Here is a 14,308-nt window from a genome sequence, read left to right on the forward strand (position 1 = left end):
AACAGGCTGGAAGGATTCTGCTGCGTCTCTCCGACACTGTGACGTGCGCCGCTATCTAAATTTGCCGGTTTTGTTACTTTGCCGCAGGATGCGCAGCATATTCCCGGCTATTGTTCTGAATTGTGTTACACAAAAAAGCACTTGATAATCAATCGTACTTAAGTCTCCTGAGCGTGTCGCAATGTTGATCGCCAACGTTTTTTGCAGAGTCTAGGGAGTCAGCTTGTCTAAGCCTGTCGAACCCTTGCGTTTGCTGCTACTGGCCGATGAGCCGCAGTGGCTGGCCTTGTTGCGTGAGTGTCTGGCTCCGCTGGGCGACTCGGCGGTGCTGATCCATGCGCCGTCCTGGGAGGTGGTCAGCCGCCTGTTCGAGGCCGACCGCACGGCGCTGTTGTTGACGGTGCCGAACCTGCAACCGGCGCCTGGACGCTGTAGCTTGCCGACCATCCTGTTGCTGGAAGAAGAACCGTTGATCGCGCCCTTGGGGGTCAGTGACTGGCTGGTTCGCCAGGGCCTCGATGCGCCGACCTTGCGCCGCTGCCTGCGCCATGTGCGTGAACGCGGCGTGTTGGAAAACACCTTGCAGCGCCTGGCCGAGCAGGACCCGCTGACCGGTATCGCCAATCGCCAGGGTTTCCAGACCTTGCTGGCGGCGCGGCTGGCCGAGAACGAAGGGCGCGGCCTGGCCCTCGGGCACCTGGACCTGGACAATTTCCGCCATGCCAACGACGCGCTGGGGCATCAGGCCGGTGATCGGCTGATCCTGCAGGTGGTGGCGCGTCTCAAGAGCCAGTTGGAGGCCGGTGATCAGCTGGCGCGCCTGGGCAGCGATGAGTTCGCCTTGCTGATCGACACCCGCCGCGCGCCGGAGCGGGCTGAGATCGTGGCCGAACGGATTGTCGAGGTCATGGCCGAACCTTACTGGGTCGACGGTGAGAGCCTGTTGATCGGTTGCAGCCTGGGCATCGCCCATACCCGTGCGAACGCTGGTGCCGACCCGTTGATGTGGTATGCGCATATCGCCATGCAGCAGGCCAAGAGTACCCAGGGTTGCACCTTTCACATCTTCAATGAGCGGATCAATCGCAACGCCCGCAGCCTCGCCGACCTGGAAAGCGAACTGCGCCGGGCCCTGCGCCGCGACGAGCTGGAACTGCATTACCAGCCGCGCCTGGACCTGCGCAGCGGCCAGATCGTCGGCCTCGAAGCCCTGGTGCGCTGGCGGCATGGCGAGCGTGGGTTGTTGCCGCCCAGCGAGTTCGTGCCGCTGGCCGAACAAAGTGGCCTGATCGTGCCATTGGGCTACTGGGTGATTTCCCGGGCGCTGCGGGATATGCAGGCGTTGCGCGCACTGGGGCTGGCACCGCTGCACATGGCGGTCAACCTGTCGTTCCGGCAGTTCCAGGACAGCCAGCTGCTCTCGACCTTGAGCCGGCTGATTGCCGAGCGTGGCGTCGAGGCGCGGTGGTTGGAGTTCGAACTCACTGAAACCGCGGTGATGCGTCGCAGCGACTTGGTCAAGCAGACCATGGATGCTCTGGGGCGGCTGGGGGTACGCTTTTCCCTGGACGACTTCGGCACCGGGTTTTCTTCCTTCGTGCACCTCAACAGCCTGCCGATCGCCTTGCTCAAGGTGGACAAGAGCTTTGTCGGTGGCATGGAGTCGCGTGAGGAAAACCGCAAGTTGGTGCACGCCATGGTCAACCTGGCTCACAACCTTCATCTGGAAGTGGTGGCCGAAGGGGTGGAAACGCCGGAGCAACTGGCGCTGCTGCACGAGTTCGGCTGTGACCAGGCCCAGGGCTACCTGATCAGCAAGCCCTTGCCGCTGGCGGAGCTGGTGGAATACCTGACCTTTGGTGCCGCTCAGCCGACGGTGCAGGAAGTGGTATGACGTCGCGGGAGGCCGCCGCTCGATTCAGGCGGCATCCATGACGCCGTGCAGTGGGCTTGGCGCCCTAGGGCGTCCGAGCATTCGTTTCATCCGCCATTCAAACGCCAGCGTCAGGCTCACCGCCGAGCAGGCCAGGCCCAGTGCCAGGCCCCACCAGACTCCGGTCGGCCCGCCATTGAAGTCGAACGCCAGCAACCACGCCGCCGGGGCACCGATCAGCCAGTAGCAGGCGAGACCGACGAGGAAGGTGGTCTTGGCGTCTTTCAGGCCGCGGATCGCGCCCATGGCGATGGTCTGGGTGCCGTCGAACAGCTCGAACCAGGCGGCCACCGCCAGCAACCTGACGGCCAGTTCGACGACCGGCTGGAACGCCGGGTCGTGGCGATCGAGGAACAGCCCCACCAACTGGTTCGGTGCCAGCCAGAACAGCGCGGCGAAGGCGAGCATGGCGGCGGCGCCAAAGGCGATCCCGACCCGACCGGCCAGGCGCGCCTCCAGCAACTGTCCGGCGCCATAGTGCAGGCCGATACGCATGGTGATGGCGTAGGAGATCCCCGCCGGCACCATGAAGGCCGCCGAGACGATCTGCAGGGCGATCTGGTGCGCCGCCAGTTGCGTGCTGCCCATGGTGCCCATGCACAGCGCGGCAAAGGCGAACAGCCCGACCTCCACGGCATAGGTGCCGCCAATTGGCAGGCCCAGGCGCCAGAGTTCGCGCAGATACTGCCAGTCGGGCCGCGACAGCCCCCGCAGCAAGGGGTAGTTACGGTACGCCGGATGCTGCTTGATATGCCAGGCGAGCGCCAGGGCCATGCCGCTGGCGACTAGCGCGGTGACCAGGCCGATCCCCACCAGGCCCAGCTTGGGCAGGCCGAACATCCCGGTGATCAGGGCGTAGTTGAGGGCGAAGTTGGCCACGGTCCCGCACAGGCTGATCACCATCACCGGGGTGGCGCGGCCCAGGGCGCTGGTGAAACCACGCAGGGCCATGAAGCTCAGATAGCCGGGCAGGGCGAACGGCAGCACCGTCAGGAACTGCGTGGCGGCGTGCACGTTGCTGGGGGTCTGGCCGAACATCAGCAGCAGCGGCTTGAGGTTCCACAACAGCAGGCCGGCCACCAGGGCCATCGCCCAGGCCAGCCACAGGCCGGCCTGGGTCAGGCGGGTCGCGCCTTCGATATCGCCAGCGCCCTGGCGAATCGACACCAGGGTGCCGACCGCCGCGATCACGCCAATGCAGAAAATCGACACGAACGAATAACTCGCCGCGCCCAGGCCGCCGCCGGCCAGCGCCTCGGGACTGAGCCGGGCCATCATCAGGGTGTCGGTCAGCACCATCAGCATGTGCGCCAACTGCGAGGCGATCAGCGGCCCGGACAGCCGCAGGATGGCCCGGAGTTCGGTGCGTGCTGAATGCTTCATGATCATCAGGCTCGACAGGTGAAAGGTAGTGAGAACCGTTGATTCTCAGGGTTCCCGGGCATTTGCGCAAAGGGATAAAACCGATTGCTCGCATGATAAAAACTCATGCAAGGCGGTTTCTGCTAGGGTTGACGCATTGCGTTATCGGAGCGTTCCGCATGTCCCGTCGTCTGCCTCCCCTGTATGCCTTGCGCGCTTTCGAAGCGGCGGCCCGCCACAGTTCGTTCACCCGGGCGGCAGAGGAATTGTCCATTACCCAGAGTGCGGTCAGCCGGCACATTCGCACGCTCGAAGAACACTTCGCCTGTCGGCTGTTTCAGCGCAACGGGCGCAATCTGCAACTGACCGAATCCGCGCGCTTGCTGCTGCCGGGTATCCGCGAGGGTTTCGGTGCCCTGGAACGTGCCTGCAATACCTTGCGCGCCGAAGACGACATTCTGCGCATGAAGGCTCCCTCGACCCTGACCATGCGCTGGCTGCTGGCGCGGCTGAGCCGTTTCCGGCATTTGCAGGAAGGCAATGAGGTGCAGCTCACCAGTGCCTGGATGGATATCGACAGTGTGGATTTCAACCAGGAACCTTTCGATTGCGCGGTGTTGCTCAGCAACGGCCATTTCCCGCCCGACTGGGAGGCCAGCTACCTGTTTTCCGAGTGGTTGATTCCAGTGGGAGCACCTACGCTGCTCAATGAGCAGCCTTGGGATGCCGAGCGTCTGGCCAGTGTCGAACTGCTGCACCCGACGCCCGATCGGCGCGACTGGCGCAGTTGGCTGGCGCGCATGGGCCTGTCCGAGCGGATCTCGCTCAAGGGCGGACAGTTGTTCGATACCCTGGAGCTGGGCATGATTGCTGCCGCGCGGGGTTACGGGGTGTCCATGGGCGATCTGCTGATGGTGGCCGAGGATGTGGCCCAGGGCCGTTTGAGTTTGCCCTGGCCGACCGCCGTCGACAGCGGCGAGAAATATTACCTGGTCTGGCCGAAAACCCGACCGGGTGGCGAGCGCTTGCGGCGGCTCAGCGATTTCCTCCAGGGCGAGGTCGCGGCCATGGTCCTGCCCGAAGTCGAGCGTCTGGGCTGATAGGTTGTTTTCGTTGTTCACTGATATCCGTCCAAATAACTCAAGTATTCGCCGACGCCGCCGAATCTACCGACATGGAACCGCAGTCCCAAGCGGCTCGCTCATACCTTGTCCATTGGAAATGTTTCCGCGCGGCCTGCCAGTACCCACAGGATTCGCCGCCGGCCCAGGAGCCGTATCATGTCTCGACCTCGTGCCCGAATTGCCTCGCAACTGGGGCTGGCGCTCGCCGTTATCCTGGCGTTGGTGATCAGCGGCAGCACCGTGTTTGCCCTGCGTTCGCTGGACGCCGCCAACCTCGACACCCGCGAAGAACACCTGGCCAGTGAAGCGCGTTTGCTCGCTGATCAACTGAACACTTTCCACAGCACCCTGCGCGACAGTACCCAGCGCCTGAGCGGGTTGTTCGAAAAGCGTTTCAGCAGTGGCTTGAGCGTGCGCCCCGGGGAGTTGGTCAGCGTGGGCAGTGTCCAGGCGCCGGGCCTGTACCTGGGTAATGAGCTGCTGAACAACAACTTCACCGAAGTGGACGCCTTCAAGCAGATGTCCGCGGGTGTCGCGACGTTGTTCGTGCGTAGCGGCGAGGATTTCGTCCGGGTCAGCACTTCCCTGACCAAGCAGGACGGCAGCCGCGCCATCGGCACCTTGCTCGATCACCAGCACCCGGCCTACCAGCGTTTGCTGGCGGGCCAGGAGTACGTCGGCCGGGCGTTGTTGTTCGACCGTTCCTACATGACCCAATACACGCCGGTACGCGATGCCGACGGCAAGGTGATTGCGGTGTTGTTCGTCGGTTTCGACTACACCGATGCGCAGAATGCGCAGTTCGACAACCTCAAGCGTTTCCGCATCGGCACGGCCGGTTCCCTGGCCTTGCTCGATGAGCAGAAGCATTGGCTGGTGCCGCCGGCCGGGGTGACGGAACCTGCACAGGCGATCCCGGTGATTGTCGATCTGGTCCGGCAACCGGGCCACGGGCGCTTCTGGAGTGACAAGAGCGAGGACTTCTACAGCGTCGCGGTGACCTTTGACGGCGGGCCGTGGACCGTGGTGGCGAGCATGCCCAAGGCCGAGATCCGCGCGGTGACCTGGAGCGTCGGCATTCAACTGGTGATCGGCAGCCTGCTGGCGATGCTGCTGGCCGTCGGCGCGGCGATCTGGCTGCTGCGCAGCAAGTTGCGGCCGCTGGGCGACCTGGTACGCCAGGCGCAGGCCCTGGGGGCAGGGGATTTGAGCGTGCGCCTGGACGTGTCCAGCCATGACGAGATCGGCCAGTTGGCTGACAGCTTCAACCAGATGGGGCAGGCGCTGTCCTCCATGGTCGAGCACATCCGCAAGGCGGCTGCCGAGGTCAGCGCGCGTGCCCATGTGCTCACCGGTTTGTCCGGCGGAGCCTATGAAGGGATCGAGCAGCAATCCGGCGAGATCAACAGCATGGCCGGTGCCGTGGAGCAGTTCAGTGCCACCTCGCTGAATATCGCCGACAACATGGGCAATACCGAGCGGCTGGCCCAGGAAAATGCCCGGCAGACACGAATCGGTCGCACCGCCATGGAGGAGGCTTCGGCCTCCCTGGAGCAGATCGCCGGGTCCCTCGGTGGCACGGCAGAGGTGATCAACGCCCTGGGGCAACGTTCCGAGGAGATCGGCGGGATTGTCGGGGTGATTACCTCGATTGCCGACCAGACCAACCTGCTGGCGCTGAACGCGGCTATCGAAGCGGCCCGTGCCGGCGAGCAGGGCCGTGGCTTTGCCGTGGTGGCCGATGAAGTGCGTAGCCTGGCGGGGCGTACCCGTGAAGCCACCGACCAGATCTCCGGGATGATCCAGAGCATCCAGCAACAGACCGGTCACGCCATCAGCACCATGGAAGAGGGCAATCGGCTGATGCAGGAAGGCTTGTCGCGCAACGCCAACGTGGCTTCGGCCCTGGCGCAGATCGACGAGCAGAGCCGGTCGGCCGGGCAGCAGTTTGCCGTCATCACCAGCGCAACGCAGGAGCAGAGCAACACCGCGACCCAGCTCAGCGGCAACCTGCAGGGCATTGCCCTGGCCAATAGCGAGCAGCGCGAAGTCGTCTCCAACCTGGCGCTCACGGCCCGGGAGCTGGAGACCCTGGCGACGGAGCTGCGCCAGGAAGTGGATCAGTTTCGCTGAGCACGGTGCGGCTCAGTTCAGCGTTGCTGGTGTATCGACAAAGGCCTGTTCCACTGCTCGGGCAATACGCTCGCCCAAGTCCGGCCTTTCGATAAATAGCGGGTAACGCTTGATCAGCTTATTCGAAAGGCTCCCTCCGTTCTGACGCACTGCCCGGATGATCTGGTCGAGTTCGTTGTCCGGAGCTTCCATGAATTGCTTTATCGCATGCCGAGCGTTGTCATTGGCCTGTAAGAAGCGGGCTTCCAGGCGCATCTCCTGAGAGATGGTGTCGTCGATGACTCCGGCCAGGTAGAGCGTGTGCCGGGTCAGGTCCGGGTAGCGCCATGCTGGCAGCGCCTCATCATAGGCGCTGAAGTGAAGGTTGTAGTGCACGCCGTCCTCGGCCTGAAGCGTTTCGCCGAAGCGTGTGTGTTCGGCGTACCGGCGCATCAGCGGTCGTGAGAAGGTTTCCAGTACTCGATCATATGCGGCCTTGTTCTGTGCGCTATGGGTGATACTGGCCGAGACCGGCAGGATAAGAGGGGCGGCCAGTACACTGTCGCGGCGTAAGACATCGTTGATCAGGAACCTTGAGATGCGTCCATTACCATCCGCCATGGGATGGACATAGACAAACCCGAAGCAAGCGACGGCTGCCCTGACTATGGATGATTTGCCCCGGCTTTTCTGCAGGAAGCTGCTCAGCCCTGCAAGCATTGGGCGAGTGTGATCCCAGTGGGGGGCTATGTAGTCGACGACGGGTTGGTAACGTGCTGTATGGCCGACATAGACGGGAGAGCGACGAATACCGTAACGCAAGGCTGACTTGCCGAGAATTTCGCGTTGCAGTACTTCAAGTGTGCCTGGGTCGAAAGGGTTGTCATGTACACCGCACTCATTCTCCATCACAGCGGCGAAACGTCGAATCCGGTCCTCTTGATCCTGTTCATGCTCTATCAGGAAGCTGGCTCGGCTTTCCTTGATCGTGAACCAGACAGTGCTGCGTAGTATCAGGTCGATGCCGAAGTCGATTTCGAGCTGTTCGAGGCGAGAGCCGATGTCGTAATCCTCTGCCTCCCTTACTCCTTCCACGCGCCGGATTGTTGGGCAGTAATCGCATGTGCCGGGAAGATTGTCACGCACTCGCCAGCGTCGATTGTTGATAGCTGCCCCGACGAAATAGTCCTCGGGGTTCAGAGCGTCCACATAATTGCCTTGGGTGCAGTCTGGTACCGCGAGCTGCTCATTGGGCATCAACCATTCATAGAGGAAGCATGCTCTGCGTGCGAAAGCTCCTGTGGGTTCACGCAATGCCCACTGTTCCAGTGCTTGTTTGGTTTCCACCAGAGCGTACAGTCTGGCAAGAAATTCAAGATGAATCCCTTCGTACTTGAGGGCAAAGGCGAGGTGGTCGCTCAGATTGTTTGCAGGTCGGTATGACTCTGGATAGACCTCGTTGCGGACATCGTCGATACGGGTCGTTGAGCGGCTTTTGCCCACCTTGCTGACTACCGGGAAGGGGTGTACCGGTTCGATCTGGAATTCGCGCGCCAGCCAGTCATATCCGATAGTAGGCATAGTTTCGATGACTCGTCATAAAAACGATTAAAAAACCATGGTTGGCCAAAAAAACGATTAATGCAATCATGGTTGAGCGTTTTTTGATCGGAGTTAAAATTTGGCAGGTGAGTGTAAAAACGATTATTCACGTTCAAAAACGATTAAAAATTAATATTTTTTTAAAAAACGATTAAAAATCGCCTTAATAGTCATCGATATGGCGATTTGATCTCATGGCTGACGCTCGATCACGCTACGCGCTCATCGTGTTAGCAAATTTGTCTGGCTGACTTGCTGAATCGTTTCATCAGCGCTATAAAAGTCGGACAATTCCAATAAGGACAGCCCATGACTTCCCTCCGCTTGCTCTTCGGTGTCACCGCCCTGACCGCTGCTTCCCACGCCATGGCCTGGGACTACGTGCTGCTCGACAGCGACACGCCCGCGCAGAACCGGCAGATCACCAGCCAACAACTGGGGATCAAGACCGACAAACCTTTTTCCGTGACGATGCGCACATTGCATGGCGGCCGCCAGGAAGGGGTCAGCATCGTCGATATCGACAACGGCACGATGAAACTCTCGGTGGTCCCGACGCGAGGCATGAACGTCCTGCACGCGTCCGTGGGCAATGTGCGCCTGGGCTGGGACTCGCCGGTCAAGGAAGTGGTCAACCCGGCCTTTATCGAGCTCAACGGCCGTGGCGGCCTGGGCTGGCTGGAGGGCTTCAACGAGTTGGTGGTGCGTTGCGGCTATGAGTGGGTCGGGCATCCGGGGCTCGATAACGGTGAACTGCTCACCTTGCACGGGCGGGCGGCGAATATTCCGGCCAGCAAGGTCACGTTGCATATCGATGAGAAGCCGCCTTATGCCATTCGTTTGCAAGGCGAGCTGAAGGAGCAAGCGTTCAAGAAAGTCGACTTCTCGGTGGTCACCGAACTGTCGACGGTGCCTGGGAGCGTGAGCTTTGCGCTCAACGACACGCTGACCAACAACGGCGACTATCCGAAGGAATACCAGGCGCTGTATCACAGCAACTTCAGCACTCCGTTCCTGGAGCAAGGCGCGCGCTTCGTGGCGCCGGTGAAGCAGGTCTCGCCATTCAACGACAAGGCCAAGGGTGATCTGCCGGACTGGCAGACCTATCGCGCGCCGACCAAGGACTATGACGAGACCGTCTACAACGTCGTGCCGTATGCCGATGCCAAGGGCGACACCTTGGCGGTGTTGCACAACAAGGCCGGCAGTCTCGGGGTTTCGCTCGGGTTCAATACCCAACAGTTGCCGGTGTTCTCCCTGTGGAAAAACACCGATACCCAGGGCCAGGGCTATGTCACCGGGCTGGAGCCGGGTACCAGCTTCTCCTATAACCGCCATTACCAGCGCCCGCTGGGCTTGGTGCCGACCATCGAAGCCGGGCAGAAACGCCAGTTCCAGATCAGCTATAGCCTGCTGGCGGACAAGGCCGCTGTGGATAAGGCGGTGCAGCAGGTGACGCAGATTCAGGACGGGCGCAAGACGGAGGTGCGGGGCACGCCGTTGGTGGATTTGAGTAAGGAATAACCCGGTGGGGAGCGCCTGGCCGATGATGGGGTGTTGCGGCCAGGCCTTGTTCAAGTGATGCCACTTCTATTGAGACACTGGCCGATACTGCAACGCTTCGGCCAGATGCTCGCGGCTTATGTTTTCCACCTGTTCCAGATCCGCCAAGGTGCGCGCCACCTTGAGCAGTCGATGGGCTGCCCGTAGCGAAAGCGTCAGCCGTTCACACGCAGTTTCCAGCCACTTTTCATCGCCTGTGGATAACTTGCAGTGCGCGCGCAGCGCCGGTAAATCGAGAAACGCATTGGCGCACCCTTGGCGCTGTTGCTGACGTTGTCGGGCTTCGGCAACCCGGGCGGCGGCCTGCGCGGTGTTGTCACCGTCTTGCTGGCTGGGGCTGAGTGCCGTGGCTTCGCGGGCGACGGTCAGGTGCAGGTCGATGCGATCCAGCAGTGGGCCGGAGAGTTTGTTGCTGTAGCGCTGGATCTGTTCCGGGGTGCAGCGGCAACGTCCACTGGGGTCGCCAAGATATCCACAGGGGCAGGGATTCATCGCTGCCACCAGTTGGAAGCGTGCGGGGAAGCGCACCCGGTCGCGGGCGCGGGAAATCACGATATGGCCGGACTCCAGCGGTTCGCGCAAAACCTCCAATACCCGGCGGTCGAATTCCGGTAGTTCATCAAGGAACAGCACGCCGTGATGGGCCAGGGTGATTTCGCCGGGTTGTGGTCGCGATCCGCCCCCCACCAGCGCGGGTCCCGAGGCCGAGTGATGCGGTTGGCGAAAAGGCCGCTTGGGCCAACTGCTCAGCGGCACGTGGCTGGCGACCGATTGGATGGCCGCGACCTCCAGGGCTTCCTGTTCGTCCAGCGGCGGTAGCAATCCGGGGAGACGGCTGGCGAGTAGGGTTTTGCCGGTACCGGGCGGGCCGCTGAACAGCAGGTTATGCGCCCCGGCGGCGGCGATCAGCAGGGCGCGTTTGGCGGCGAGTTGGCCTTGCACTTCGCTCAGGTCCGGGTAGGGCTTGCTCAAGTGCAGCAGGCCGTTGGATTCGAAGGGTTTGATCGGCGCATGTCCATTGAGATGGGCCACCAGTTGCAGCAGATGGTCGACGGCAATCACTGTTAGCCCGGAGGCCAGCGAGGCCTCCTCGGCGTTGGCTTGTGGCACCACCAGCGTACGTCCGGCGGCGCGAGCGGCCAGTGCCGCCGGCAGCACGCCTTGCACCGGGCGAATGGCGCCGGACAAGGCCAGTTCGCCCAGGCATTCCAGGTTGTCCAGTGTCAGGGCGGGCACCTGCACGCTGGCGGCCAGGATGCCGAGGGCAATCGCCAGGTCGAAGCGTCCGCCGTCCTTGGGCAGATCCGCCGGAGCGAGGTTCAGGGTAATGCGTCGTGCCGGAAAATCGAGGGCCGAGTTGAGGATCGCACTGCGGACCCGGTCCTTGCTTTCCTTCACGGCGGTTTCGGGCAGCCCGACTAGCGTCAGCATTGGCAAGCCGTTGGCCAGATGGGTTTCGACGGTGACGGCGGGGGCTTCCACGCCCACCTGGGCGCGACTGTGGACGATGGCCAGGGACATGTTCTTTCCTTGAGCGCGAAGGGGCCGCTTCCTGCGGTTCTGGAAGACTAGTTGAGTGGGGGAGGGGCTTGGGGGGCTTTTATGTGTCCAGACGATTCGCTGTCTGGTTCATAGGAGGGGCGTTCGCCATGCCAGGGCTGTTGGAGATTTCTGAGGCGAACGATGATCAGGGAAGGCGTCCGTCCAGGAGGGCTGAGTAAAAGTGCAATTAAATTGGTATCTAGGCGTCAATATAGCAAGAATAATTGCACTTTAGTGGCGCCGGTGAAGTGCTATTATTCTTGCACTTACTTCGCTTAAGTGAAGGAATAACAGCATGGCCAAGAAAACTGCACCGCTTCTGCCGGCAACCGAACGCCTGCTTGCTGACCTCGGCGAGCGGCTTAAGCTTGCCCGGTTGCGACGCAAAATCACGGCCAAACAGGCCGCCGAGCGCGCCGGTATGTCCCAGATGACCCTTCGCGCCCTGGAGCACGGCTCGTCCGGCAGCACCATCGGTGCCTACTTGGCAATAATGCAGGTGCTGGGACTTGAGAAGGACCTGGCCAAGCTCGCTGGCGAGGATGAGCTTGGCCGCCATCTTCAGGATGTGAGTCTTCTTCCGGGCAAGAAGAAAACACTTACCGCTGTACGAGCCCCAGGCGAAGCGCCAACGCCTCAAAGGAGCACGCCGCAGGATCCGTTGGGGAAAGTCGCGGCTCACAAAGTGCGTGCCTCCGAGAAACCGGCGGCCTCCCAGGTTGTAATCCGAAGCGACAGTGGAGCAATCAGTAGCGACTCACTGGCGGCCTTGATCCCGCCTCGTCGGAGGACTGACAAGTAATGAGCATCATGATTGGGGTTTACGCCGACTGGGACGGGCTGGATGGGCCGCAGCGTCTCGGCTGGTTGCATGCCCGAAAAACTCGTCAATAGCCCTGGGCCTTTCGCAGCGTGAGCAAGACTACATGGCCCCTGCCTTCGCTAGAGCGCAAGGCTAGCTCGTCATTCCCCATAGCTCGATTTGTTAGCCTATAGGCATACAAAAATCTACTTTTTGTACGCCTGTAGGCTAACGATTTTAGCGATGGACCTAGGGGGAACATCTTGCCGTCTGGTCCACGGCTGATTTATTTGCGCCGATCTACCGGGCATCGAGTGGCACCGCCTGTTCCGGCTCCCCTGTATCACTTTCGAACAGCCGGGCCAGCTCCAGGCGGGCTTCCTGCGCGGTCTGCCTGATCTTCGAGGTGTCGTCGCGTACCAGCCGTTGGGCTGCCAGCACCTGTTCATCATGTGCCATGAACTGCTGGATCCGGTGCTCGGCCTGGGTTGGGGAAATACCGAGCCCTTCCAGGGTGCGGCGGGTCATCTCCAGACTCGAATAAAAGGTCTCTCGCACGGGCTCGGCACCGGCATCGAGCAGTAGGTGCACGTGCTGTCGATTGCGGGCCCGGGCCAGGACTTTGACCCGTGGATACAGGCGCTGCACCGTTTGCGCGGTCTTCACGGCTTTCTCCGGGTCGTCCAGGGCGACGATGAAATATTCGGCCTCGCCGACCTTGGCGGCACTCAGGATTTCCGGGCGCAGGGGGTCACCATAGAACACCGGCGCATGCTCGAAGCTGCGGGTCATCTCGATGGTATCGATCGAGGTGTCCAGCGCGACGAAGGGAATGTCCTGCGCATGCAGGATTCGCGCAATGATCTGGCCGACGCGACCCATGCCGGCGATGACCACTCGTGGCCCTTCGCTCTGGATCGCCTTGAGATTTTCCGGCACCTCCCTGGTCGGCAGTGGACGAGTCTTCAGGCCGCGCGCGCAGGCCAGCAGCAGCGGAGTGACGGCCATCGACAGGGTGATGGTCATGATCAGGGTATCGTAGGTGTGGGCATCGAACAGCCCCAAGTTCTGGCCAAGCTTGAATACCACAAAGGCGAACTCCCCGCCGGCGGCCAGTACCAGGCCCAGGCGCAGTGCCGCGATGCGCGACAGACCACCGGCCATGCGTGCGACGAACATCAACAAGGGTAGCTTGAGGGCGATCAGCAGGAGAGTCAGGCCGACGATCAGGCTGGGATTCTCGAACAGCAGCGCCAGGTTGGCGCCCATGCCCACGCTCATGAAGAACAAGCCCAGCAGCAGACCCTTGAATGGCTCGATCTGTGACTCCAGCTCATGGCGATATTCCGAGTCGGCCAGCAGCAGGCCCGCAAGGAATGCCCCCAGCGCCATCGACACTCCCGCCAGTTCCATCAGCCAGGCAGTACCGAGCACCACCAGCAGTGCGGTGGCGGTGGCGACTTCCGGCAGGCCGGTGCGAGCCACGGCGCGGAACAACGGGCGCAGCAGGTAGCGACCCCCCACCACCACTACGGCGATGCTGCCGAGCACCTTCAGTCCGTGGGCCAGGCCGCTCTCGTCGGTGGCCTGCGCGCCGGTGACCGCCAGCAGTGGTACCAGGGCGATGAGGGGGATGGCGGCGATGTCCTGGAACAGTAGGATGGCGAAGGCGAGCCGGCCGTGGGGGCTGTTCAATTGGCGGCTCTCGGCGAGGCTCTGCAATCCCAGTGCCGTCGATGACAGGGCCAGGCCCAAGCCAAGTATGACTGCCGCCTGGAGGGTCTGGCCGAAGGCGACGATGGCCAGCATGCCGATCACCAACCCGGTGAGCAGCACCTGGGCCAGCCCGACGCCGAATACCGCCTTGCGCATCAGCCAGAGGCGCTTGGGCGATAGCTCCAGGCCAATGATGAACAGCAGGAATACCACCCCCATCTCGGAGAAGTTCGCGACGTTTTCCGCGTTGCCCAGCAATTTCAGCGCCTGTGGGCCGATGAGTACGCCAGCCAGCAAGTACCCGAGGACGGCACCGAGCTGAAGGCGCTTGGCCAAGGGAACGATGATGACGGCGGCCATCAGGAGAATGACCGAGGCCTGCAGCAGGCTGCCTTCATGTGACATGGGAGAACGCCCTTGCTTCTGGAAGATACAATGCAAGCCCGCCAGCATGCAGCCTGGCGGGCAAATTGTCGGGAGAATCAGCTCAGGGTGCGCTGCGGTGCGTTGTGCACCATGGTGTAGGCGTAATCCACGCCCATACCGTAGGCG

Annotated in this window: 9 protein-coding genes; 5 read left to right on the forward strand and 4 right to left on the reverse strand. The window is 62.0% G+C overall.

Going from position 1 to position 14,308, the window contains the following annotated elements; all coding sequences use genetic code 11:
• The first annotated feature begins 223 nt into the window (after positions 1–223).
• Positions 224–1,894 (forward strand): putative bifunctional diguanylate cyclase/phosphodiesterase, encoded by a 1,671-nt coding sequence (locus M5B96_RS22360; protein WP_248799170.1) that lies wholly within the window; start codon positions 224–226, stop codon positions 1,892–1,894.
• Positions 1,895–1,918: 24 nt separating this feature from the next.
• Here M5B96_RS22360 and M5B96_RS22365 read toward each other — a convergent pair whose 3' ends face one another.
• Positions 1,919–3,322 (reverse strand): NorM family multidrug efflux MATE transporter, encoded by a 1,404-nt coding sequence (locus M5B96_RS22365; protein ID WP_248799171.1) that lies wholly within the window; start codon positions 3,320–3,322, stop codon positions 1,919–1,921.
• A 152-nt stretch (positions 3,323–3,474) separates the two neighbouring features.
• On the opposite strand from M5B96_RS22365, the gene M5B96_RS22370 reads away from it, so the two are divergent.
• Complete coding sequence (locus tag M5B96_RS22370; protein WP_248799172.1) at positions 3,475–4,395, forward strand: LysR substrate-binding domain-containing protein; 921 nt, start codon at positions 3,475–3,477, stop codon at positions 4,393–4,395.
• Between the two features lie 180 nt (positions 4,396–4,575).
• Positions 4,576–6,552 (forward strand): methyl-accepting chemotaxis protein, encoded by a 1,977-nt coding sequence (locus M5B96_RS22375; RefSeq protein ID WP_248799173.1) that lies wholly within the window; start codon positions 4,576–4,578, stop codon positions 6,550–6,552.
• 12 nt (positions 6,553–6,564) lie between these two features.
• On the opposite strand, the gene M5B96_RS22380 is transcribed toward M5B96_RS22375, so the two are convergent.
• Positions 6,565–8,112, reverse strand: a complete 1,548-nt coding sequence (locus M5B96_RS22380; protein WP_248799174.1) for a Fic family protein — start codon at positions 8,110–8,112, stop codon at positions 6,565–6,567.
• Between the two features lie 330 nt (positions 8,113–8,442).
• Between M5B96_RS22380 and M5B96_RS22385 the strand changes: the two genes are divergently transcribed.
• Positions 8,443–9,657, forward strand: a complete 1,215-nt coding sequence (locus tag M5B96_RS22385; protein ID WP_248799175.1) for an aldose 1-epimerase family protein — start codon at positions 8,443–8,445, stop codon at positions 9,655–9,657.
• Positions 9,658–9,723: 66 nt separating this feature from the next.
• Here the strand turns inward: M5B96_RS22385 and M5B96_RS22390 are convergent, their stop codons facing one another.
• On the reverse strand, positions 9,724–11,217 hold the full coding sequence (locus tag M5B96_RS22390; protein ID WP_248799176.1) for a YifB family Mg chelatase-like AAA ATPase: 1,494 nt from the start codon (positions 11,215–11,217) through the stop codon (positions 9,724–9,726).
• 316 nt (positions 11,218–11,533) lie between these two features.
• On the opposite strand from M5B96_RS22390, the gene M5B96_RS22395 reads away from it, so the two are divergent.
• Complete coding sequence (locus tag M5B96_RS22395; protein ID WP_248747249.1) at positions 11,534–12,040, forward strand: helix-turn-helix domain-containing protein; 507 nt, start codon at positions 11,534–11,536, stop codon at positions 12,038–12,040.
• Between the two features lie 300 nt (positions 12,041–12,340).
• Here the strand turns inward: M5B96_RS22395 and M5B96_RS22400 are convergent, their stop codons facing one another.
• A complete protein-coding gene (locus tag M5B96_RS22400) occupies positions 12,341–14,161 on the reverse strand; it encodes a monovalent cation:proton antiporter-2 (CPA2) family protein (RefSeq protein ID WP_248799177.1) in 1,821 nt (606 codons plus the stop codon).
• Positions 14,162–14,308 lie beyond the last annotated feature (147 nt).

The sequence above is a fragment of the Pseudomonas sp. MWU13-2105 genome (assembly GCF_023242315.1).
Classification (GTDB): domain Bacteria; phylum Pseudomonadota; class Gammaproteobacteria; order Pseudomonadales; family Pseudomonadaceae; genus Aquipseudomonas.